The sequence below is a fragment of the Nevskia soli DSM 19509 genome (assembly GCF_000711955.1).
In the GTDB taxonomy this organism is placed as follows: domain Bacteria; phylum Pseudomonadota; class Gammaproteobacteria; order Nevskiales; family Nevskiaceae; genus Nevskia; species Nevskia soli.
In genome coordinates this window covers 65,028-85,915 of the sequence record NZ_JONR01000025.1, presented here as the reverse complement: position 1 = coordinate 85,915, position 20,888 = coordinate 65,028, and the positions used below count along the sequence as shown (strand labels likewise).

Sequence of the window (20,888 nt, the reverse complement as noted above, 5' to 3'; positions counted from 1 at the left end):
AGCGCGTTACACTCTCATCGCTACATACCCCTCAAACCAGCGATATGCCCCCGCCCATCCAGAAAGCCGTCCTCGATCTCGTCCTCAAGGTCACCGGCGGCAGCATCGAAACGGTCAAACCGGACTGGCTGATGCAGCCGTCCAAGGCCGTCAGCGTCAAGCGCTGGCCGCTGCTGCGCGCCATGTACCACGACCTCACCGGCCAGGACCTGCCGGACCTGCTGCCCGCCGGCAACTGGCGCGGCCTGGATGGCTTGAAGATCCCCGGCGCCGCCCCCCGCGTGATCGAAGTGGACGAAGCCCCGCACTTCAACAACTACCGCGGCATGACCCTGCGCCGCTATCCCGCCAACTGGCCTCTGGCCTTCGATATCAAGGTCTGGATCCGCAAGGCCCACGACGAGCCCAAACCCTCCGGCGGCCCCGCCAAACCCGTGCCCCTGTTCCCCGGCGATTCAGGCCGCCACACCCAACGCGCCTTCCGCGACGCCCTGGCCGACATCCTGTCCCTCGATCACGGCTACCTGCCGACGCTGCGCATCGCGGATTTCGAAGTCAAAGGCTGGATCGGCACCGCCCACGCGCAGAAGCGCATGGAAGAACTCCTGCAAGAAAAACAGGTTCTCTAGAAGGCTTTCGGGCGCAATAAGCCTGTCCCGAGTGCGTTGCGGAGCAACGTGTATCGAGGGATGAAGCGCATTGCGCCGGATGAAGGGGCAAATCCGCGCAATGCACTTCTCTCATTGCACGCTTGCTACCAACTCACCAACGCGGTCTCGCCCTCGGCGCCTCATACCCCGCCGCATGCCAATACCGGCAATCCACCACATCGGGATGCTGCGGCGCGAGCTGCGTCAGCGCCGCGCTCTTCGCCGTGCCGATATCGATCGCCTCGACTACACACTCCGCGATCAGCGAGGCCCGGGTGAGATCCCCCCTGCGGTAAAACCCGACTTTGAACTTCAATAGAAGATTCCGGAGAAAATGGAAGGTATTGCGGGGTTTGGACACCTTCAGCACCGAGCCGTTCGGAATGGCCTATGATCCACGCCCCGGGCGGCAAATACCCGATTCCCCCATCACATCCAACACCCGGCCCGCTTCTTGCGCTGGTAATTCCACCTAGCGGCGGGCACACGCCGCAGGGGGTTCGATTTTTTCCGGGATACCTTGAAGAATGCTTGCAAGAATGTTGGCGGCACCGCTCGGCGCCGCCTTGCTGTTGGCTGTCTCCGCCTGCGGCAGCTCGGGTGATGCCTCTACCGATTCCTCCGCCGGCAATGCCGCGCGCAGCTTCTCGGGTTCGGCTGCGCCTTCCATCCTCAAGCTGCCCGCCGGCTCGCAGGCCTTCGTCCGCACTGTCGATCAGCGCAGCGTGCTCTACGTCATCCCGGACCCGGCGCCTTCCGGCCCGGCCCCGCTGATGATCGTGCTCGATTACCTCGGCGGCAATCCACCCTTCATGGCCAACCTCATCCAGGCCGGGCTGCATGCCACCAAGGGCATGGTCCTGGCCTTTCCGGCGCATGAAGGCGTGAGCTGGATCAACGGCGTGCCCATCAGTGGGGCGGGCAACCAGCAAACGGATATCGACTTCCTCAGCGACGTCATCACCGACGCCACCACCAACATGCCGGTGGACGCCGCCAGGGTCTCCATGACCGGCTATTCCGAAGGCGGCTTCGAAGCCGACCTCTTCGCCTGCACCAAACCGCAGATGCTGGTCGGCTTCGGCATGGTCGCCGCCGCCCAGCTCGACACCACGACCTGCACCACCGCCACCCCCGGCAAGCGCATGATCTTCGACGGCACCCACGACCTCGAAGTCCCCTACAACGGCATGGGCGCCCTCCAGCCCGAGGAAACCACCCTTGCCCAGTGGGAGCAGAACGAAGGCTGCAACGGCACCGAAACCGCCACCACCTTGCCCGGCCTGGTGAGCGACGGCACCAGCGTCGTCGAACACCGCATGCCCGGCTGCGCCGCCATCCTCTACCAGATCGTCAACGGCGGCCACACCTGGCCCGGCTCCGAAGTGACCCTCACCACCATCCTCGACGGCACCACCTCGCAGAACATCGACGCCACGCAAGCGCAGTGGGATTACTTCTCCGGCTCCTGAGCAGCAAGCCCGAACCGGGCGCATGCGGGAGCTGAAGGGGCGCCTTTACGCCCGGAGTGGGAGCAAGTAAATTCGCGGGCGGGCGTCTCCCTGTGCCGGTGCGGCGAAACGCGCAAGGACGCCATGCCATAGTCCCAATCGTCGGCTTTGCCTGATTGCGGGGCCTCACGCGCGCAGCGCGACCGGATACAAGCCGACAGCAAGCGATGGAAGACAAGACGATCACCCGCTACAGCGTGCCGGCCCAGCTTCTGCACTGGCTGACGGCCATCCTCGTGCTGGTGGCCTTCATCTACGGCCCGGGCGGTTCGGAAGCACGCATCTACTCGGCGGCCCGCGATGCCGACAGACAGCTTCATGAAACACTCGGTGTCTGCGTCCTGACGCTCGTCGCGCTGCGGATACTCTGGCGTGCCTTCGATAAACGCCCCGAGCACCCGCCCGGCCCTCGATGGATGACGCTTGCCGCGAGCGTCGTGCAGGGGGCTTTGTATGCGCTCCTGCTCGGCGTGCCGCTCACCGCCATCTGCGGCGCCTGGCTGGAAGGCCACTCCCTGACCTTGCTCGCGGGCGTGCTGGTGCCTTCGCCATTGCCCGCATCGCATGACCTGGGCGCCGTAATCGCGGAGATCCACACCTGGCTTGGCGATGCCATCCTGTGGCTCGCCGGAGCGCACACCCTGGCCGGTCTCGGCCATCACTACGTGCTGAAGGATGGCGTCCTCCGCTCGATGCTTCCGGGGCGGGATGCATAGCGCACCGGAGACCCGTGCCTTCATCGAAGGAACGCTCTTCGGCCCGGTATTTTCTGCTGGCCGGGTCCGCCGCTCAGAACGGCAAAGCGAGCAAATCCGGCTCCACCCAAGCCCTGCGCGCGGCAACTGAAAACAACAAAGCCCTGGACCAGTACTCCAGCAGCCAGTCCGCACGCCCATACCGCGAAGCCAGCAGTTCGTTCAGCGCCTCATGCAGCGCCACCTCACGCCGCTCCGCCAGCCATGCCCGCGCGGCGCGCAAGGAGGCGAGGGTGATCGTCTCGTGGTAGCCGCTGCTGTCCGTGTTGAGCACGCCGGTGGCCGAGTTGTAGCGGCGGATCAGTCCGGGCATGTCGCGCAGGGCATCCCTGTCCGCCTGCCGCAGCAACCAGCAGGCGGCGGCGAAATGGCCGGCGTGGGTCCACTCGGCTTTCGGCAGTGAGCAGTCGAGCAGACCTCGGCCGATCCGGTCGATCTCGGCGTCGGAAGAAAAATGCGGCATCGTTGGGCTCCTTCGGTAGGGGCCCCGGCGAAGCCCTGCAAAAAACCCCGCCGGGGCGGGGTTTGCGAGGCTTGTTCCTGGAAGTTTTCGGGCCTTAGTTCGAGGCCCCGGAACGCACGCGCGCAACCACCGCAATGGAGCGGTGTTGCTGCTGCTGTTTGCGCGTCATGACCAGAATCATGCGCGCAATTTATTCCTGCCCCGCCGCAAGGTCAAACTCACAGCGGTCCGGATTCAGAACCCGTAGGGCGGGTCCGCGACCCGTCGTTCACCGCGAGCCTTTCAATCCAATCAGAAGGGTGCAAGTCCGGCGCTATGCATCCCCCCGTCAACCCGGCCCACTGCCTTCCTGTCGTATCCGTAATGTTTCTACAGGGGGAACCGGGGTAGGGCGCTCCCCCCGGCGTCCGTCTCATCAGCAAGCGCCCCTGCGGCGGGTCCGGCTTGCCGCACGCGATCCCCCGCTTGACCGGCGCACGCTCATTGGATGAATCGCAATGAAAGTGTTCGGCTCCTTCTGCTTCTTCTGCGCATCGGTCCTGTCCCTTTGGCTGGCCATCGCCTCCGCCCACGCCGAATACCAGATCGTCTCCAGGGTCCACGTGGGCGGCGACACCGGCTGGGACTACCTCGAGCCCGATCCGGTCAGCCGGCGGCTCTATGTCACCCACGGCGATCACGTCGTGGTGGTGGACATGGACACGCTCAAGGTGATCGGCGACGTGCCGGATTCCCCCGGCATGGGCGGCGTCGCCATCGCGCGCGAGCTGAACCGCGGCTACACCGCCAACGGCACCGAGGACACGGTCGGCGTATTCGAGCTCGATACCCTCAAGCCCCTCGCCAAGTGGCAAGCCACCGGCAAGCGCCCCAACCAGATCGCCTTCGAGCCGGTCACCCAGCGCGTGTTCAGCTTCAACTCCACCGGCCGCAACATCACCGTGTTCGACGCGAAAACCGGCGCGGTGCTCTCCACCATCGAAGTCGACGGCCGCACCGAGTTCTTCGCCGTCGACGGCAAGGGCATGATCTACGACGCGCTTGAAGACAAGGCCACCGTCATCGCCATCGACGCTCGCGCGATGAAGGTGATCTCCACCTGGTCGCTGGCGCCGCACCAGGAACCGTCCGGCATGGCCATGGACACCGCCACCCGCCGCCTCTTCGTCCCCACCCACAGCCGCTCGCTGCTGGTGCTGGACGCGGACAGCGGCAAGATCCTCGCGACCTTCCCCATCGGCGCCGGCAACGACGCCGCCAAGTTCGACCCCGGTCGCAGGCTCGCCTTCGCCTCCAACGGCGACGGCACCCTCACCGTCGTCCACGAAGACAGCCCCGACAAGTTCTCGCTGGTGCAAAACGTCAAGACCGAACCCGGCGCCCGCACCATGGCCGTCGACCCGAACACCCACCGCCTCTTCATGTCCACCGCGGACTTCGGCCCGCCACCGCCACCCACTCCCGAGAAGCCCAACCCTCACGGCCCCATCGTCCCCAACTCATTCCGCCTGCTGGTACTGGAACCCTGAGCTCAGCGTGATCAGGAAGCGCATTCTAAGTAGGGCGCACCCCAAGGGCGCAATAAGCCTGTCCCGAGTGCGTTGCGAAGCAACGTGTATCGAGGGGCGAAGCGCATTGCGCCGGATGAGATGCAGCCCAACGCGCGAACCAGCGCCTACGGCAAGCCGAGATTCCGCACCCTGGCCGGCTGGATGAAACTCACCACCGCCCGCCCGCTGCTCAAGCCATCCACGCCATTGGCCAGCAGCGTGGTGGCAAACTCCGCCGCCGCTTCCGGCGTCGTCCCCGGCTGCTCCACCAGCACCCGCCCGATCTCGAACGCGGTGCCGTAGAACGCAGCCGCCAGCAGGTTGACGTCCGTATCCGGAAACACGCCGCGCCGGATCGCATCGCGGATATCGTCCTTCAGCGCCCGCATCGGCACGCCGATGACGGTGTCGCGGAACAGGCTGCGCACGGCGTATTCGTTGCGCAGGATCAGGCCGAAGAAATCGGGTTCGTCGGCGACCTTGCGGAAGAAGGTGAGGTAGGCGCCGCGGATGAAGGCTTCGATCGACTGCGCCTGCCGCCTGACCTCATGCAGCTTGGCGTTGAGGTCGTCCATGCGCACGGCGAGGATTTCCCGGAACATCGACTCCTTGTCCGGGAAGTAGTTGTAGAAGGTGCCGGAGGCGAGGTCGGTGAGGCGCACGATGTCGCGCACCGTCACGGCCTCGTAGCCCATTTCGAGGAAACAGCGCCGTGCCGCTTCCAGCAGGGCGGCGCGATTGGCCTGCTTGTTCTGTTCCCGCTTTCCCGGGGTGCAAACGGCGTTCATGAGGCAGCTCCTCGATGACGGCAGCTCTATGTGTATGGCAGAGCATATACCGCGCGGACAGGAGATGCGCCAATCACCGTGCTGCCATAAGGCTTTCTGACATGGGCAGGGCGTAGGGCGGGTCCGCGACCCGCCGTTCACCGCGTGGCATTTCGCCTATAGCCGATGAGGCAGGGAGCTACCCGTGACGCCCCACGGCGCCTGCCTCTCCGGCAAGGAGAGGCAGGCGTGTGTCCATCAGCTGAACTTCGAGAAATCCGGCTTGCGCTTCTGCATGAAGGCGGTCATCGCTTCCCGCGCCTCGCCCTGGCCCAGCATCGGGATGAAATGGTCGGCCTCGACCTTGATCGCTTCGAGGGCGGTTGCTTCCGACCAGCGCCGCATCAGCTTCTTGGTCACGCGCAGGGCATTGGGCGGCTGCTGCGCCAGCTTCAGCGCACGCTCCATGGCGTGTGCTTCGACCCCGGTATCCGGCAGCACGGCGTTGACCAGGCCGTACTCCAGCGCCTTGTCGGCCGAGAACACCTCGCCGAACATCACCAGTTCCGCGGCGCGGGCATTGCCCATCAGGCGCGGCAGCAGGTAGCTGGAAGCGAATTCCGGGCAGATGCCGATGTTGGTGAAGGGCATCTGCAGGCGCGCGCCCTTGCCGACGTAGACCAGGTCGCTGTGCAGCATCAGGGTGACGCCGATGCCGATGGCGATGCCGTTCACGGCGGCGATGACCGGCTTGGGGAAGCTGGCCAGGGCGCGCATGAAGCGGGCCACCGGCGCATCCTCGCCGGTGGGCGGGTGCTTGAGGAAGTCCTGCAGGTCGTTGCCGGCGGTGAAGGCGTCCGGCGCGCCGGCCAACACCACCACACGCACCTCGGGATTCTCCGCCGCGCCCTTGAGGGCCTCGGCCAGGTCGGTGTACATGGCCTGGGTCAGCGCGTTCTTCTTGTCGGCGCGGTTCAGGCGCAGGGTCAGCACGCGCTCATGCAAATGGCTCTGGATCAACTCGGACATCGTTGTGCTCCGTTTTCGAATGAATGGTTCGGTGAGTGGTGTATTGCATTGGGGCAATTGGGGGGGCGATCAAAGCCTGGGCGGCGTCGGCTTGCTGCCGGGAATCAGCTCGCCGGAGTCGCGCAGGCGGACCGCCTCGTGAAAGCCGGCCCTGGCCGCATGCTCGCGGAAGGTCACGCCCTCGGGCGAGTGGCGCGTGATGCCGTCGAACAGCGTCGCCATGGCCTGAGTGGTGGCCAGGCCCATGTTCTCGTAGGCCAGGTTGATCATCATCTTCTGCATCATCAACTGGTTCTTCGGCACGCCGCTCATGCGCTGCGCCAGTTGCAGCACGCGCGCTTCCAGTTGCGCCGCCGGCACCGCGTCGAGCACCAGGCCCATTTCCTTCGCTTCGCGGCCGTTGATGACGTCGCCGGTGAGCAGCATGCGCTTGGCCTTCTCCACGCCGAGCCGGTACACCCACATGCCGGTGACCGGACAGCCCCAGACACGCGCCGGGGGATAACCGATCTTCGCGTCCTCGGCCATGATGGTCATGTCGCAGGACAGGGCCAGTTCGCTGCCGCCGGCGATGGCATGGCCATGCACCTTGGCGATGGTCGGCTTGTGCGAGCGCCACAGGCTCTGGAAGCGCTCCGAGAACTGCTTCATCATGCGGTAGTCGATCAGCGGGTCCCAGGGCATGTCCTGGTTCCAGGGCGAATCGCCTTCGGCGAAATCCTTCAGGTCGAAGCCGGCGCAGAAGCCCTGGCCGGCGCCTTCGAGCACGATGACGTGCACCGCATCGTCACGGTTGGCCTGGGCCACTGCGGCTTCCAGTTCGGCGGACAGGGTCGGATTGATGGCGTTGAAGCGCTCCGGACGGTTCAAGGTCAGGCGCGCGATGCGCTCGGATACTGCGTAGCGGATCGTCTCGAATTCCATCGTATCCTCCAGGTAATTGCTCTAACCGTCATGCGCACGCAGCAGCCGCAACATCATATCGGCTGAGGCCGGGGCAGGGAGGACAATCGGGCTTGTTTGCAATGACACGGGCGATTACCGGCCGACTTGTTTGCGCAGCCAGGACAAGGCCTCGTCCCACAGGATGCGCGGTGCCGTCTTCCTGAAGAAACCGAAGTGCCCGAGATGCCGCAGGCCGTGGTCGCGCGGGCGTACCACCAGCACTTCGGCATTCGCACCGTGCAGCCCGTAGAGCGGCGCCAGCGCCTGTACCGCCGGCACCGGCGCGTAGTCGTCATCCTCGATCGCCAGCAGGCGTACCGGGTTGCGGTAATTGCCGAAATGCTCGCGCAGCGGCGTACCGGCATCGTCGACCAGGAAGCGTGGATCACTCGACCAGCGCGCCCAGTCCAGCGCCACACCGGGCGGCAGGCTGTCGCCGCCGAACAGTGCACCCGGCAGATGGCCGAGCGCGCGGGTCACGCCGGGAATCAGCAGGTTCATGCTGCTCCACATGAAAATCCGCCCGCGCAGCGTCGGCCAGTGGCGCCAGTAGGCATATTGCGAGCCCACCGTGAGCAGGGCATCGGCCGAGCGGTTGTTCTCCGCCAGCCCGAACAGCCAGCCGCCGCCGGAATGGCCGATGGCGACCAGCGGCAGGCGCGGGTGGTAGCGGTACATCCAGTCCAGCGCGCCGGGAATGTCGCGTTCGCCCCAGTGCAGCATGCGCGCCCCGCGTCCACCGTCGCGGCTGCCGCCGACGCCGCGATAGTCGTAGCTCAGCACCGCGCAGCCCTGGGACGCCAGGTACTGGGCGAAATGGCGGTAGTAGCCTCGCGGCACCCCGGTGGCGCTGTTGATCACCACCGCCAGCCTGGGCGCCTGGTGCAGGGGCTCGTAGGCGGTGGCGGCCAGGGCCATGCCGTCGGGTGCGGGAATGCGCAGTTCACGCCTGCGGCAATGCAGGCTGTCTCCGGTCTCGATGCCGGCGCAGAGCAGTTCGTAATCGGGTGAAGCCAGCAGTTCGGTTGCGGTCATGGCACGCCGTACGGTTGCGTATGGTGCGTGCAGGCTATGCCCTGGAAGGGATTGCCACAAACGAATTCGGAAGCCGTCTCGGGTGAAATTAATTCACCCGAAAGAGCCCATCTCTCAAGCTGTCATCCTGAGTGCGGCGAAGGATCCCGCCCTCACCCACGCCCAGGATGAGGAAGCCGCCTAAACCTTCAACACCAGCTTGCCGAAATTCTCGCCGCTGAACAGCTTGAGCAGCGTCTCCGGGAAGGTCTCGATGCCTTCGACGATATCCTCGCGCGACTTCAACCTGCCTTCCGCCATCCACTGGCTCAGCTGGCGTACCGCCTCGCCGTAGCGCGGCGCCCAGTCGAACACCACCATGCCTTCCATGCGCGCGCGGTTGACCAGCAGCGACATGTAATTCTTCGGCCCCACGATCGGCGTGGTGTTGTTGTACTGCGAAATGGCGCCGCAGATGATGACACGCGCCTTCATGCGCAGACGCGTCAGTACCGCATCGAGGATGTCGCCGCCGACGTTGTCGAAGTAAATGTCGACGCCTTCCGGACAATTCTGTGCCAGGCCAGGGAAGATCGGTCCGCGCTTGTAGTCGATGCAGGCGTCGTAACCCAGTTCCTTCACCGCGTAGTCGCATTTTTCCGCGCCGCCGGCAATGCCGATCGCCCGGCAGCCCTTGATCTTGGCGATCTGGCCGGCCACCTGGCCCACCGCGCCGCTGGCCGCTGAAATCACCACGGTTTCACCCGCCTTGGGCAGGCCCACTTCGAGCAGGCCGAAGTAGGCGGTGATGCCCGGCATGCCCAGGGCGTTGAGGTACTTCGGCAGCGGTGCGAATTTCGGATCGACCTTGACCAGGCCCTTGCCGTTGGAAATGGCATAGGACTGCACGCCCTGCGTGCCGGAGACGAAATCGCCGACCTGGAACTGCGGATGGCGCGAGGCGACGACTTCGCCCACCGTGCCGGCGCGCATGATGGCGCCGATCTCCACCGGGGGGATATAGGACTTGCCGGCATTCATCCAGCCGCGCATCGCCGGGTCGAGCGAGATGTACTGGATCTTCACCAGCAGCTCGCCGTCGTTCGGCTGCGCCACCGGCACTTCCTCGTAGGTAAAGTCGCTGCGCTTGGCCATGCCCACGGGGCGGGCGGCGAGTCTGAATAGCTTGTTGGTCTGGTTGCTCATAATGCGCTCCTCGGAATTTGTCACTCATCATGGCGGGTACAGTTGCATGCGTAAAGCGCGTTGCCGGGATGCACAACTGTAGCTTTACAAGGCCGGGGGCTTCCGCAAAACTCGCGCAATTCCGAAATTCCCGAGGCTTGCGATGATTGTTGCGCGCGTCAGCCGTTGTGCCGTCTTCCTGCTTGCAGCCCTCTCCACCGCGCCGGCCTGGTCGGCGGATGCCGAGCAGCCCGCCGTCGATCCCGTGGTGCTGGCGAAAATCCGCGATGCCGCCCTGTCCAGCGACTGGGCCTGGCAGCGCCTGAGCGACCTCACCGACAAGATCGGCCCGCGCCTCAGCGGCTCGCCGGGAGCCGAGGCTGCCGTGGTTCAGGTGGCAGCGGCCCTGCAGGCCGCCGGTCTCACCGTGACCTTGCAGCCGGCCAAGGTGCCGCACTGGGTACGCGGCGAGGAGCAGGCCGAGCTGGTCGACTACCCCGGCCATCCCGCCGGCCTGACCCAGCATCTGCACCTGACCACCCTCGGCGGTTCGGTCGCCACGCCGAAGAAGGGCCTCACCGCGCCGGTGCTGGTGGTGCACAGCTTCGACGACCTGAAGGCGCACGCCGCCGAGGCCAAGGGCCGCATCGTGCTGTTCGACAACGCCTTCGACCAGGACCTCGCCGACAACGGTCACGCCATGAGTGCTTACGGGCAGGCCGTCGCCTACCGTGTCCAGGGCGCCAGCGCCGCGGCGCGGGTAGGGGCCGTGGCCTCGCTGATCCGCTCGGTCGGCGGCGCCGACTTCCGCCTGCCGCATACCGGCGTGATGAAGTACGAAGACGATGCACCGAAGATCCCCACCGCCGCGCTCACCGCGGAGGACGCCATGTGGGTCGCCCGCCTCGCCGCGCAGGGCCCGGTGAGCCTGCACCTGACCCTGACCCCGCAGACCCTGCCGGACGCCGACAGCCACAACGTTCTCGCCGACCTGCCGGGCAGCGACAAGCCGGACGAAGTGGTGGTGGTATCGGGCCATCTCGACAGCTGGGACCTGGCGCAGGGCGCCATCGACGACGGCGCCGGCATCACCGCCGCGATGGGCGCGGTGCAGGTGCTGAAGTCGCTGGGCCTGCAGGCGCACCGCACCATCCGCGTGGTCGGCTGGATGAACGAGGAGAACGGTTCCGGCGGCAGCAAGGCCTACTTCGCCGCCGCCAAGGACAAGCTGGCCCAGCAGACCGCCGTCATCGAGAGCGACTCGGGCGCCGGCAAGCCCCTGGGCGTCATCGCCAGCGTCACCCTGGATTCGCTGGCCAGGCTGAGCGCCGTCAGCAAGGCATTGCAGCCGATCGGCGCCACCGCCCTCGAACGCCGCGACGGCGAAGTCGGCGCGGACATCAGCCCCTTGCAGGATGCCGGCGTCCCCGGCTTCGCCCCGATGGTCGATACCCGCGAGTATTTCTACTACCACCACACCGCCGCGGACACCCTGGACAAGATCAAGCCCGAGAACCTGCGCCGCCAGGTGGCTACCATGGCCGTGCTGGCCTACTACCTCGCGGAAATGCCGGAGCCGCTGCCGCGCGTGCCGGTGAAAGCGGAATAGGGACGGGCTGAAACAAGAAGGGGAGCCGATGGCTCCCCTTTTTTATCCGCCGGCGGCAGGGAATCCGGCGCCCTCAGAACATCTCCGACTTGTCGATCTCGATCGCCCCCGGCGGCTCGCGCGAGGGAATCCAGTCGCCGGTGATCATGTCGGCATAGCTCACGCCGGGGCCGACCATCGGGTACACGCCGGCATCCGGATCGATGATCACTTCGAGGAAGGCCGGACCGTCGAAGGCGATGAATTCGGCGACGATCTGCGCCAGGTCTTCGTTGCGCTCGAGCCGCTTGGCCCAGGGGAAGCCGTCGGCCTGCGCCGCCTTGATGAAGTCCTTCTTGTGCAGGCTCTTGTCGCTGGCCGAGAAGCGTCCCTTGAAGAACAGCTTCTGCCACTGCCGCACCATGCCGTCGCCGTAGTTGTTCAGCACCACCACCTTGATCGGCAAGCCGTAGGTGGTGACGGTTTCCAGCTCCCCCAGGTTCATGCGGATGCTGGCGTCGCCGTCGATGTCGATCACGATCTTGTCGCGCCGCGCGAACTGCGCGCCGATGGCGGCCGGCAGGCCGAAGCCCATGGTGCCCATCGAGCCGGAGGTGAGCCACAGCCGAGGATCACGGAAGTCGAAGTACTGCGCCGCCCACATCTGGTGCTGGCCGACGCCGGTGCTGATGATGGCCTCGCCCTTGGTCAGCTTGTTCAGTTCCTCGATCACCGCGTACGGCTGGATCAGCGGCGACTTGCGGTCGAAGTTCATCGCATAGGTTTTCTTCAGCCCGGCGATGTGCTGGTGCCACTCGGCGTAGTCCGGCGCGAACTTCTGCGCCTGGAGGTAGCCGCGCAGCTTGTCCAGCGCTAGGTTGAGATTGCCCAGGTGGTGCCAGTGCACCCGCTTGACCTTGTTGATCTCCGCCGGGTCGACGTCGAAATGGGCGATGAACTTGGCGCCGCGCGCGAACTTCGACGGCACGCCGGCGACGCGGTCGTCGAAGCGGCTGCCCACCGCGATGAGGAAGTCGCAATCGTCGGTGGCGTAGTTGGCGTAAGCCGTGCCGTGCATGCCCAGCATGTGCAGCGACAGCGGCTCGGTGGTGTCGTAGCTGCCCAGGCCCATCAGCGTCGCCGTCACCGGGATCTTGAAAGCGTGGGCGAAGGCGCGCAGCGCTTCCGCCGCCTCGGCCAGGATCACGCCGCCGCCGGCATAGATCAGCGGCCGCTTGGCCTGGCGCAGCTTGTCGAGGAAGACGGCGCAGGCCGCATCGTCGAGCAGGTTCTCCTCCACCGCGCGCAGGCGCGCGCGGTAGCCGGGCACCGGCAGCAGGCCCTCACCCTGGAACGGGCCGCTCCAGTTCTGCACGTCCTTCGGCACGTCGATCACCACCGGGCCGGGACGGCCGGTGCGGGCGATCTCGAAGGCGGTGCGGATGGTCGCTTCGAGGCGGGTGGCGTCGGTGACCAGGAACACGTGCTTGGAGCAGGCGCCCATGATGTTGGAGATCGGCGCCTCCTGGAACGCGTCCGAGCCGATGGCCGCGGTCGGCACCTGGCCGCAGATCGCCACGATCGGGATCGAATCCGCCATGCAGTCGCGCACCGGCGTCACCATGTTGGTGGCGCCCGGGCCGGAGGTGACCAGCGCTACGCCGACCTTGCCGCTGGCGCGGGCATAGCCCGAAGCCATGAACCCCGCGCCCTGCTCGTTGGCCGGCACGATCAACGGCATCGGGTCCGCGCCGCCGGCCTTCTTGTCGTGGTTGAAACGGAAGATCGCGTCGTAGGTGGGCAGGATGGCGCCGCCGCTGTAGCCGAAAACGACATCCACGCCCTCATCGGCCAGGACCTGGACGATGATCTCGGCCCCGGTCATGATGGTTCCGGCGAGAGGGTGGGGGCTGCTTTTCGGCTGTGCGTTCACGGCGGCTTCCGGTGGAAAAACCCTGCAAATTCGGGGCGATCTTATAGCACGATCAGCCCTGTTCCGCAGTGGCCGGGGCTGTCCCGGAAGTGACCCGGTTCCGCACCGGCAGCAGCCCGGCCATCGCGTTGTCACCTCGAAGGTGTAAGCTTTCGCGAAGATTTTTCCAGGGAGGAGACGACGATGGGCTTACTCGATCAACTGGCCGGCAGCGTCCTGTCCGGCGCACTCGGCGGCGCACAGCAGCAGGGCCAGAGTCCGCTGCTGCAGGCGGCCATCGCCCTGATCCAGCAGAACGGCGGCCTGCCGGGCCTGCTGGCCAAGTTCCAGCAATCCGGCCTCGGCCAGCATGCCGAGTCCTGGGTTTCCAACAACGCCAACCTACCGATCACCGTGGACCAGCTGCACCAGGTGCTGGGCAGCGGCGCCATCGCCGGCATCGCCAGCCAGCTGGGCCTGGATCACGCCCAGGTCAGCGGCGGCCTGGCGCAGCTCCTGCCGCAGCTGGTGAACCAGATGACGCCGAACGGAAGCGTGCCGGACAACCACTCCGATCTGCTCTCCGAAGGCCTGGCCCTGCTCGCCGGCCGTGGCGCGGGGAGCGCCGCTCCGGCCGCTTGAGCCGCGGCGCCGCAAATCGCGGAAAGCCAATAACGACGGGGGCTTAGCGGGTGCCGGGGCAGACCCGGCACTTGCCCTGAGGTCGTCCGGCGGTTTATGTTCTCGAAATTATGCGCCACATTATTTCGATCCTGCTCCAGAACGAGGCCGGGGCACTTGCCCGAGTGGCCGGCATGTTTTCCGCCCGCGGCTACAACATCGAGTCCCTTACCGTAGCGCCGACGCACGAGGCCACGGTTTCGCGCCTGACCCTGGTCACCACCGGCAGCGACGCGGTGATCGAACAGATCATCAAGCAGTCGCGCAAGCTGATCGACATCGTCGAGATCGCCGACCTCACCAGCCGCGAGCACATCGAGTGCGAGCTGCTGATGCTCAAGGTCGAAGTGGAGCCCGCCGGCGGCCGCAGGATCGTCGAGTGCGTGCGCCGTCACCGCGCCCTGATCCTCGACGAAACCGATACCACCCGCACCGTGCAGCTCACCGGCACCGGCGTCGAGGTCAACAGCTTCCTCGCCGAACTGTCCGGTATCGCGCGCGTGCTCGAGCTGGTGCGCAGCGGCACCGCGGCGCTGGAGTCCGGCGCAAGCGTGCTGGCGCCGCCGGCCTGAGGCGATCGGTTCGCATATTTCTTTTCTCCCGTCCCATCAGAGGTAATCCGCAGTGAGCATCAACGTCTATTACGACAAGGACGCCGACCTTTCGATCATCCAGTCGAAGAAGGTCGTCATCCTCGGTTACGGTTCGCAGGGCCACGCCCATGCGCAAAACCTCAAGGACAGTGGAGTCGATGTCACCGTCGGTCTGCGCAAGGGCTCCAAGTCCTGGGCCAAGGCCGAGGGCGCCGGGCTCAAGGTCAAGGAAGTCGCCGAAGCGGTGAAGGGCGCCGACCTGGTGATGATCCTCGCCCCCGACCAGGACCAGCGCAAGATCTACGAAGACAGCGTCGTCGCCAACCTCAAGCAGGGCGGCGTGCTGGCTTTCGCCCACGGCTTCAACATCCACTTCCAGCTGATCGAGCCGCGCCCCGACCTCGACGTCATCATGGTCGCGCCGAAGGGCCCTGGCCACCTGGTGCGCAGCACCTACACCCAGGGCGGCGGCGTGCCCAGCCTGATCTGCGTCCACCAGGACGCCTCCGGCCAGGCCAAGCAGATCGCCCTGTCCTACGCCTCCGCCAACGGCGGCGGCCGCGCCGGCATCATCGAGACCAGCTTCAAGGAAGAGACCGAAACCGATCTCTTCGGCGAGCAGGCCGTGCTCTGCGGCGGCGCCACCGCCCTGGTGCAGGCCGGTTTCGAAACCCTGGTCGAAGCCGGCTACGCGCCGGAAATGGCCTACTTCGAGTGCCTGCACGAGCTCAAGCTGATCGTCGACCTGATGTACGAGGGCGGCATGGCGACGATGCGCTACTCCATCTCCAATACGGCCGAGTACGGCGACTACACGCGCGGTCCGCGTATCGTCACCGAGCAGACCAAGGTCGAGATGAAGCGCATCCTCACCGAGATCCAGACCGGCCAGTTCGCGCGCGAATTCGTCCTGGAAAACCAGGCCGGCCAGCCGACCCTGAAGGCCCAGCGCCGCATCGGCGCCGAGCACCAGATCGAAAAGGTCGGTTCCAAGCTGCGTTCGATGATGCCCTGGATTTCCAAGAACAAGCTGGTGGACAAGGCCAAGAACTAAAGCGGATCTCCGCCCGGCCGGCGCAGCCAGCCGGCAGGAGATTTGCTGATGGAATCTGGGACGCCCTTGAACGGGCGTCCCTTCTTTTTTGAAACTGTAGCAACCCGTAACACGGCGGCCACACCGCCAGGATCAGTGCGCAATGGACGAAGCCCGGCTTCCCCGCAAAAGACGCAAAGGCATCTACCTGCTGCCGAACCTGTTCACCACCGGCACCCTGTTCGGCGCCTTCTACGCCATCGTTTCCGCCATGGGCGGCAACTTCGAGGACGCCGCCAAGGGCATCCTCTTCGCCATGATCGCGGACCTGCTCGACGGCCGCATCGCGCGCATGACCAATACCGCCACCGACTTCGGCAAGGAATACGATTCGCTCTGCGACATGGCCGCCTTCGGCATCGCCACCAGCATCGTGGTCTACGCCTACAGCCTGCATTTCCTCTCCGACTACCGCTACCTGCACGGCAAGCTCGGCGGCGTGCTGGCGCTGACCTACGCCGCCTGCGCCGCCCTGCGCCTGGCCCGCTTCAACGTCCTCACCGCCATCACCGGCAGCAGCAAGGACTTCTTCGGCCTGCCCAGCCCGGCTGCCGCCGCCGTGGTGATCTTCTTCGTCTGGAAGGCGCGCGAACTCGGCTTCGGCGGCGACGAGGCCATCGTCATCGTGCCGGCCTCCATCATCACCCTCGGCGTGGCCCTGCTGATGGTCAGTTCGGTGCGCTACAACAGCTTCAAGAAGCTCAACCTGTCCAAGCGCATGCGCTTCCTGCCGTTTGCTGCCATCATCGGCGCGCTCGCCCTGGTTTCGATCGACCCGCCCGGCATCCTGTTCCTGATCTTCTTCGCCTACGCCGTCTCCGGTCCCGTCGTGGCCCTGCTGCGCCGCCTGCGCGGCAAGCACCTGCCGCCGCCGCCCGCCGTCATCTGAAAACTTGATGGCAGGGGTGCAAAAAATGATTTGGCAGGGGCGGGGACATCCGCTATAGTTTGTCAATCATGCCGTCCAACAGCAGCCATTCCGGTACCTCCAGCGCAGCCTTCTCCGGCCGCCTGCTGCTGCTTGCGCTTCGACTTCTGCCGTAGGGCAGACAAGAACTCCACCCGCACGGGGGTCAAGAATACCGTGTACATCCCTGATACAAGCACCGGTCATCCCTGACCGGACCGCTGAACGCCGGCTGCGCCGGCGAAATCAAAAACCTGGTTTTAGTTCTAGAGATCGAATTCCATGAGCAAGAAACAGCTGATCATTTTCGACACCACCTTGCGCGACGGCGAGCAGTCGCCCGGCGCCGCCATGACGCAGGACGAGAAGCTGCGCATCGCCCTGGCGCTGCAGCGCCTGCGGGTGGACGTCATCGAAGCGGGCTTCGCCGCCGCCAGCCCCGGCGACTTCGCCGCCATCCAGGCCATCGCCCGCGAGCTCACCGACACCACCGTGTGCTCGCTGGCGCGCGCCAATGCCGGCGACGTCACCAAGGCCGGCGAGGCCCTCAAGCTGGCGCGCCGCAAGCGCATCCACACCTTCATTGCCACCAGCCCGATCCACATGGAGATGAAGCTGCGCATGGCGCCGGAGCAGGTGCTGGAGAGCGCCGTCGGCGCGGTCAAGCTGGCACGCCAGTTCACCGACGACGTCGAGTTCTCCGCCGAGGACGCGGTGCGCTCCGACATGGACTTCCTGTGCCGCATCTTCGAGGCGGCGATCAAGGCCGGCGCCACCACCATCAACGTGCCGGACACGGTCGGCTATTCCATCCCCGGCCTGTGGGGCGAGCGCATGCGCCAGCTGATCGAGCGCGTGCCGAATGCCGACAAGGTCATCTGGTCCACCCATTGCCACAACGACCTGGGCCTGGCCGTCGCCAACTCCCTGGCCGCGGTGCAGGCGGGTGCCCTGCAGGTCGAATGCACCATCAACGGCCTGGGCGAACGTGCCGGCAACGCCTCGCTGGAAGAGATCGTGATGGCGGTGAAGACCCGCGCCGACGTGTTCGACGTCGAGACCCGCATCGACGCCACCCAGATCGTGCCCTGTTCGCGCCTGGTCTCCACCATCACCGGCTACCCTGTGCAGCCGAACAAGGCCATCGTCGGCGCCAACGCCTTCGCCCACGAGTCCGGCATCCACCAGGACGGCGTGCTCAAGCACCGCGAAACCTACGAGATCATGCGCGCCGAGGACGTCGGCTGGGCCGCCAACAAGCTGACCCTGGGCAAGCTGTCCGGACGCGCTGCCTTCCGCGCGCGCCTGGAGGAGCTGGGCTACAAGTTCCGTTCCGAAGCCGAACTGGCCGAAGCCTTCGCCCGTTTCAAGGACTTGGCCGACAAGAAGCACGAGATCTTCGACGAAGACCTGCAGATGCTGGTGACCCAGGCCGATGCCGCGCGCTCGGAAGATCGCGTGCAACTGGAATGGATGGAGACCACCTCCAAGACCGGCACCCGCCCGATCGCCAAGGTGGCGCTCAACCTCGAAGGCGAGATCCACGAGGTGCAGGCGCAGGGCGACGGCCCGGTCGACGCGGTCTTCGCCGCCATCGAGAAGCTCATCGGCAGCGGCTCCAAGCTGCTGCTGTACTCGGTCAACGCTATCACCACCGGCACCGATTCGCAGGGCGAAGTCACCGTGCGCCTGGCCAAGGACGGCCGCGTCGTCAACGGCCTCGGCGCCGACACCGACATCATCATCGCCTCGGCCAAGGCCTACATCAACGCCATCAACCGGCTGGAAGTACCGATCAGTGCGCATCCGCAGCGGACCTTCGAACCCGTGCCGTAGCCGGCAGTATGTCGTCCTGACATGCACGGGGCCATCCATGGCCCCGACTGTTCAAACAAGCAGGCATAAAAAAGCCCCGGACAGGTTTCCCTGTCCGGGGCTTTGCTGCTTCTGAAGCTTTAGTTGGCGCCGTTCTGCAAGTTGGTGTTGCCACCGTTGTTGTCCAGCACCACAACGGCAAGCGGCGTGGAGGCGGGGCTGCCGGTGGGGGCGTCGATGGCGGCGATCTGCAGCACGTTGCCCGCGATCGGCAGCGCGATGCCCTTGGTGCCGCTGTCGAACAGCTTGACCCCGAGGGCGTTGGTGACCACGATTTCGTACGTGCCGGTGGCGACGCCGGTGGTGGTGGAGAAGGCCGGTGAACTCGGGGTGGCGTTGAACGGATACTCCACGGTGGCGTTCGGCGTCTTGCCGGTGGTGCTGCCGCCGGGGGTGATCAGGAAGAAATTGATCGGCCCGGTGCGGGAGGCGGCATCGGCGACGAACTGCACGTTGAACTGGCCGCTGCTCGGTGCCTGCAGGTTCTGTTCGGCGACGAAGCCCTTCTCCGAACCATCGCCGATCTGACCGGCGGCGAACACCGTGGTGACGTTGTTGTGATCGATGCTGGTGTTGTCGACGGTGAAGGTCACGCTGTTGCTGGTCAACTGCGTCTTGTAGCTGCCCGTGGGCGGGTTGTCGATGCCGCTGGCGGTGCCGTAACTGATCCCGCTGAAGGACGAGACGTTGCTGAGCGCGGCGTTCAGTCCGATCGAGTCGGTGATGCCGTTGGCGATGCGGAATGCGCCGGTCAAGGGGGGAGTGCTGTTGTTGTCGTTGCTGCAAGCCGACAGGGCCAGCAGGCCGGCGCCGATGAGTGCAAAACCATTGAGACTGTGTTTCATTGTGAGTTCTCCGTGACGTATTGAAACTGATGCCCTGGTGTCGCTTCCTTGCTACAGGCCGCCGCCGACAACATGGTCTCCTCACCGGCCCGCCGAAAGATCGGCTACAGTTCTCCCCTATGGATTCCGCACGCCGCAAACAGTACCTGGACGCCCTCGGCATCGAGCCCTGGCAGCAACGCACACAAGCGCCGGCGCAGCCACCTGAGGTGACCGCGCCGGTCGGGAATCCCGGGAATGCTGTAGAAACAGCGCCGGTATTCCCTCAGAGCCCCAACATGCCTCCGAAGTTCAAAACTCCCCTTCCCGCAGCGGCCCCGGAGCCGCCTCCCGCGCGCTCACCCGAGCCGGCTTTCGAGGTCCCGACCACCTGGGAAGGCCTGCGCCCGGCCGTCGCCGGCTGCATGCGCTGCAAGCTGTGCAAGACCCGCACGAACACCGTATTCGGGGTCGGCCTGGAGACCGCCTCGCTGATGGTGGTGGGCGAGGGGCCCGGCGCCGACGAGGACCAGCAGGGCGAGCCCTTCGTCGGCCGCGCCGGCAAGCTGCTCGACGAAATGCTCAAGGCCATCGGCCGCTCGCGCAAGGAGCAGGCGCCGGAGAAATCCGTGTTCATCGCCAACGTGGTCAAGTGCCGTCCGCCGGGCAACCGCGATCCCGAGGCGGACGAAGTCGAGGCCTGCCGCCCCTATCTCGACCAGCAGATCCGCCTGGTCAAGCCCAAGTTGATCGTTGCCCTGGGCCGCATCGCCGCGCAGCGCCTGCTCGGCACCGACGCGCCCCTGTCCAAGCTGCGCGGCCCCGTGCACGAGTACGGCCCCGACAGGACCCCCTTGCTGATCACCTATCACCCGGCCTACCTGCTGCGCAGCCCGGGTGAAAAGGCCAAGAGCTGGACCGACCTCAAGCGCGTGCACCAGCTGCTCAAGGCCTGACCACCGCCCGCCGACGCTCGCGACGACGAATGAGCGCCAACAAATCCCGGGGACACGGTAAGCTGTTGTCGTCCGCCCCCGGGGAAGGCGGCATGGGACCAACAACATGAGCGCGCAACCGAAACCGGCCTGGCAGATCCTGCCGATGCACGTCTCCCACCTGCCGCAGGTGCTGGAGATCGAGCAGCGCGCCTATCCCTTTCCCTGGTCGGACGGCATCTTCCGCGACTGCCTCAAGGCCGGCTACAGCGGCTGGATCCTCATCGACCGGCACGGCGTCATCGTCGGCTACGCCCTGATGAGCATGGCCGTGGACGAGGCCCACGTCCTCAACCTGTGCATCGATCCCTCCGGCCAGCGGCAGGGGCTGGGGCGCATGCTGCTGGAGCACATGATCATGCTGGCGCGCGCGGCCAATGCCACCATCGTGCTGCTGGAAGTGCGCAAGTCCAACAAGGCCGCCATCCACCTCTACGAGTCGCAGGGCTTCCAGCGCCTGGGCCTGCGCAAGGGCTACTATCCGGCGCACGAAGGCCGCGAAGACGCCTTGGTGCTGGGCTTCGACATCGTCTAGCTGTATCCCTCTTTCC

21 protein-coding genes are annotated in these 20,888 nt (G+C 65.9%); 12 read left to right on the top strand and 9 right to left on the bottom strand.

Annotation, left to right across the window (positions count from 1 at the left end):
• Positions 1–44 precede the first annotated feature (44 nt).
• Positions 45–629 carry a hypothetical protein gene (locus BP26_RS0114190; RefSeq protein WP_051748978.1) on the top strand — a complete coding sequence of 195 codons (585 nt, stop codon included), beginning with the start codon at positions 45–47 and terminating at the stop codon, positions 627–629.
• 133 nt (positions 630–762) lie between these two features.
• Here the strand turns inward: BP26_RS0114190 and BP26_RS0114185 are convergent, their stop codons facing one another.
• The gene (locus BP26_RS0114185; protein WP_029921237.1) at positions 763–966 is read right to left on the bottom strand and encodes a hypothetical protein; all 204 of its coding nucleotides are present in this window, start codon (positions 964–966) and stop codon (positions 763–765) included.
• A gap of 211 nt (positions 967–1,177) precedes the next feature.
• Between BP26_RS0114185 and BP26_RS0114180 the strand changes: the two genes are divergently transcribed.
• Both BP26_RS0114180 and BP26_RS0114175 read left to right on the top strand, forming a co-directional pair.
• A complete protein-coding gene (locus BP26_RS0114180) occupies positions 1,178–2,122 on the top strand; it encodes a CE1 family esterase (protein WP_157572531.1) in 945 nt (314 codons plus the stop codon).
• A gap of 206 nt (positions 2,123–2,328) precedes the next feature.
• Positions 2,329–2,877 (top strand): cytochrome b, encoded by a 549-nt coding sequence (locus tag BP26_RS0114175; RefSeq protein WP_029921235.1) that lies wholly within the window; start codon positions 2,329–2,331, stop codon positions 2,875–2,877.
• 73 nt (positions 2,878–2,950) lie between these two features.
• Here BP26_RS0114175 and BP26_RS0114170 read toward each other — a convergent pair whose 3' ends face one another.
• Positions 2,951–3,379: a hypothetical protein gene (locus BP26_RS0114170; protein ID WP_029921234.1), complete on the bottom strand. Its 429-nt coding sequence runs from the start codon at positions 3,377–3,379 to the stop codon at positions 2,951–2,953.
• Positions 3,380–3,876: 497 nt separating this feature from the next.
• Between BP26_RS0114170 and BP26_RS0114160 the strand changes: the two genes are divergently transcribed.
• Positions 3,877–4,908 (top strand): YncE family protein, encoded by a 1,032-nt coding sequence (locus BP26_RS0114160; RefSeq protein ID WP_029921233.1) that lies wholly within the window; start codon positions 3,877–3,879, stop codon positions 4,906–4,908.
• A gap of 146 nt (positions 4,909–5,054) precedes the next feature.
• Here the strand turns inward: BP26_RS0114160 and BP26_RS0114155 are convergent, their stop codons facing one another.
• The 5 genes from BP26_RS0114155 to BP26_RS0114135 all read right to left on the bottom strand — a co-directional run bounded on the left by BP26_RS0114155 (position 5,055) and on the right by BP26_RS0114135 (position 9,890).
• The gene (locus tag BP26_RS0114155; RefSeq protein WP_051748977.1) at positions 5,055–5,717 is read right to left on the bottom strand and encodes a TetR/AcrR family transcriptional regulator; all 663 of its coding nucleotides are present in this window, start codon (positions 5,715–5,717) and stop codon (positions 5,055–5,057) included.
• A gap of 237 nt (positions 5,718–5,954) precedes the next feature.
• Positions 5,955–6,725: an enoyl-CoA hydratase gene (locus BP26_RS0114150; protein WP_029921231.1), complete on the bottom strand. Its 771-nt coding sequence runs from the start codon at positions 6,723–6,725 to the stop codon at positions 5,955–5,957.
• A gap of 69 nt (positions 6,726–6,794) precedes the next feature.
• The gene (locus BP26_RS0114145; protein ID WP_029921230.1) at positions 6,795–7,649 is read right to left on the bottom strand and encodes a crotonase/enoyl-CoA hydratase family protein; all 855 of its coding nucleotides are present in this window, start codon (positions 7,647–7,649) and stop codon (positions 6,795–6,797) included.
• Between the two features lie 114 nt (positions 7,650–7,763).
• Positions 7,764–8,705, bottom strand: a complete 942-nt coding sequence (locus BP26_RS0114140; RefSeq protein ID WP_051748976.1) for an alpha/beta hydrolase family protein — start codon at positions 8,703–8,705, stop codon at positions 7,764–7,766.
• A gap of 180 nt (positions 8,706–8,885) precedes the next feature.
• The gene (locus BP26_RS0114135) at positions 8,886–9,890 is read right to left on the bottom strand and encodes an NADP-dependent oxidoreductase (protein WP_029921228.1); all 1,005 of its coding nucleotides are present in this window, start codon (positions 9,888–9,890) and stop codon (positions 8,886–8,888) included.
• A gap of 142 nt (positions 9,891–10,032) precedes the next feature.
• Here BP26_RS0114135 and BP26_RS0114130 point away from each other — a divergent pair, with 142 nt between their 5' ends.
• The gene (locus tag BP26_RS0114130) at positions 10,033–11,478 is read left to right on the top strand and encodes a M20/M25/M40 family metallo-hydrolase (RefSeq protein ID WP_029921227.1); all 1,446 of its coding nucleotides are present in this window, start codon (positions 10,033–10,035) and stop codon (positions 11,476–11,478) included.
• Between the two features lie 73 nt (positions 11,479–11,551).
• Here BP26_RS0114130 and ilvB read toward each other — a convergent pair whose 3' ends face one another.
• Positions 11,552–13,342, bottom strand: coding sequence for a biosynthetic-type acetolactate synthase large subunit (gene ilvB / locus BP26_RS0114125; protein ID WP_084183095.1), 1,791 nt, complete (start codon positions 13,340–13,342; stop codon positions 11,552–11,554).
• A gap of 231 nt (positions 13,343–13,573) precedes the next feature.
• Between ilvB and BP26_RS0114120 the strand changes: the two genes are divergently transcribed.
• The 5 genes from BP26_RS0114120 (at position 13,574) to BP26_RS0114100 (ending at position 18,479) form a co-directional block, all read left to right on the top strand.
• Positions 13,574–14,011, top strand: a complete 438-nt coding sequence (locus BP26_RS0114120; protein WP_029921225.1) for a YidB family protein — start codon at positions 13,574–13,576, stop codon at positions 14,009–14,011.
• Between the two features lie 110 nt (positions 14,012–14,121).
• On the top strand, positions 14,122–14,622 hold the full coding sequence (gene ilvN, locus BP26_RS0114115) for an acetolactate synthase small subunit (RefSeq protein ID WP_029921224.1): 501 nt from the start codon (positions 14,122–14,124) through the stop codon (positions 14,620–14,622).
• Positions 14,623–14,680: 58 nt separating this feature from the next.
• The gene (gene ilvC, locus BP26_RS0114110; protein ID WP_029921223.1) at positions 14,681–15,697 is read left to right on the top strand and encodes a ketol-acid reductoisomerase; all 1,017 of its coding nucleotides are present in this window, start codon (positions 14,681–14,683) and stop codon (positions 15,695–15,697) included.
• A 142-nt stretch (positions 15,698–15,839) separates the two neighbouring features.
• Entirely contained in the window at positions 15,840–16,625 is a 786-nt protein-coding gene (locus BP26_RS0114105; RefSeq protein ID WP_029921222.1) for a CDP-alcohol phosphatidyltransferase family protein, read from the top strand.
• Positions 16,626–16,925: 300 nt separating this feature from the next.
• Entirely contained in the window at positions 16,926–18,479 is a 1,554-nt protein-coding gene (locus BP26_RS0114100; RefSeq protein ID WP_029921221.1) for a 2-isopropylmalate synthase, read from the top strand.
• 119 nt (positions 18,480–18,598) lie between these two features.
• On the opposite strand, the gene BP26_RS0114095 is transcribed toward BP26_RS0114100, so the two are convergent.
• Positions 18,599–19,363 carry a DUF4397 domain-containing protein gene (locus tag BP26_RS0114095; RefSeq protein ID WP_029921220.1) on the bottom strand — a complete coding sequence of 255 codons (765 nt, stop codon included), beginning with the start codon at positions 19,361–19,363 and terminating at the stop codon, positions 18,599–18,601.
• Positions 19,364–19,641: 278 nt separating this feature from the next.
• Between BP26_RS0114095 and BP26_RS26735 the strand changes: the two genes are divergently transcribed.
• Together BP26_RS26735 and rimI are read left to right on the top strand one after the other, a co-directional pair.
• Positions 19,642–20,298: a uracil-DNA glycosylase gene (locus BP26_RS26735; RefSeq protein WP_245611803.1), complete on the top strand. Its 657-nt coding sequence runs from the start codon at positions 19,642–19,644 to the stop codon at positions 20,296–20,298.
• Between the two features lie 106 nt (positions 20,299–20,404).
• The gene (gene rimI, locus BP26_RS0114085; protein ID WP_029921218.1) at positions 20,405–20,872 is read left to right on the top strand and encodes a ribosomal protein S18-alanine N-acetyltransferase; all 468 of its coding nucleotides are present in this window, start codon (positions 20,405–20,407) and stop codon (positions 20,870–20,872) included.
• Positions 20,873–20,888: the final 16 nt, after the last annotated feature.

Bases quoted from the DNA above. Each gene is read 5' to 3' on its own strand.
- BP26_RS0114190 (WP_051748978.1), top strand. From the start codon at position 45: ATGCCCCCGCCCATCCAGAAAGCCGTCCTCGATCTCGTCCTCAAGGTC.
- BP26_RS0114180 (WP_157572531.1), top strand. From the start codon at position 1,178: ATGCTTGCAAGAATGTTGGCGGCACCGCTCGGCGCCGCCTTGCTGTTG.
- BP26_RS0114175 (WP_029921235.1), top strand. From the start codon at position 2,329: ATGGAAGACAAGACGATCACCCGCTACAGCGTGCCGGCCCAGCTTCTG.
- BP26_RS0114170 (WP_029921234.1), bottom strand. From the start codon at position 3,379: ATGCCGCATTTTTCTTCCGACGCCGAGATCGACCGGATCGGCCGAGGT.
- BP26_RS0114160 (WP_029921233.1), top strand. From the start codon at position 3,877: ATGAAAGTGTTCGGCTCCTTCTGCTTCTTCTGCGCATCGGTCCTGTCC.
- BP26_RS0114155 (WP_051748977.1), bottom strand. From the start codon at position 5,717: ATGAACGCCGTTTGCACCCCGGGAAAGCGGGAACAGAACAAGCAGGCC.
- BP26_RS0114150 (WP_029921231.1), bottom strand. From the start codon at position 6,725: ATGTCCGAGTTGATCCAGAGCCATTTGCATGAGCGCGTGCTGACCCTG.
- BP26_RS0114145 (WP_029921230.1), bottom strand. From the start codon at position 7,649: ATGGAATTCGAGACGATCCGCTACGCAGTATCCGAGCGCATCGCGCGC.
- BP26_RS0114140 (WP_051748976.1), bottom strand. From the start codon at position 8,705: ATGACCGCAACCGAACTGCTGGCTTCACCCGATTACGAACTGCTCTGC.
- BP26_RS0114135 (WP_029921228.1), bottom strand. From the start codon at position 9,890: ATGAGCAACCAGACCAACAAGCTATTCAGACTCGCCGCCCGCCCCGTG.
- BP26_RS0114130 (WP_029921227.1), top strand. From the start codon at position 10,033: ATGATTGTTGCGCGCGTCAGCCGTTGTGCCGTCTTCCTGCTTGCAGCC.
- ilvB (WP_084183095.1), bottom strand. From the start codon at position 13,342: ATGACCGGGGCCGAGATCATCGTCCAGGTCCTGGCCGATGAGGGCGTG.
- BP26_RS0114120 (WP_029921225.1), top strand. From the start codon at position 13,574: ATGGGCTTACTCGATCAACTGGCCGGCAGCGTCCTGTCCGGCGCACTC.
- ilvN (WP_029921224.1), top strand. From the start codon at position 14,122: ATGCGCCACATTATTTCGATCCTGCTCCAGAACGAGGCCGGGGCACTT.
- BP26_RS0114105 (WP_029921222.1), top strand. From the start codon at position 15,840: ATGGACGAAGCCCGGCTTCCCCGCAAAAGACGCAAAGGCATCTACCTG.
- BP26_RS0114100 (WP_029921221.1), top strand. From the start codon at position 16,926: ATGAGCAAGAAACAGCTGATCATTTTCGACACCACCTTGCGCGACGGC.
- BP26_RS0114095 (WP_029921220.1), bottom strand. From the start codon at position 19,363: ATGAAACACAGTCTCAATGGTTTTGCACTCATCGGCGCCGGCCTGCTG.
- BP26_RS26735 (WP_245611803.1), top strand. From the start codon at position 19,642: ATGCCTCCGAAGTTCAAAACTCCCCTTCCCGCAGCGGCCCCGGAGCCG.
- rimI (WP_029921218.1), top strand. From the start codon at position 20,405: ATGAGCGCGCAACCGAAACCGGCCTGGCAGATCCTGCCGATGCACGTC.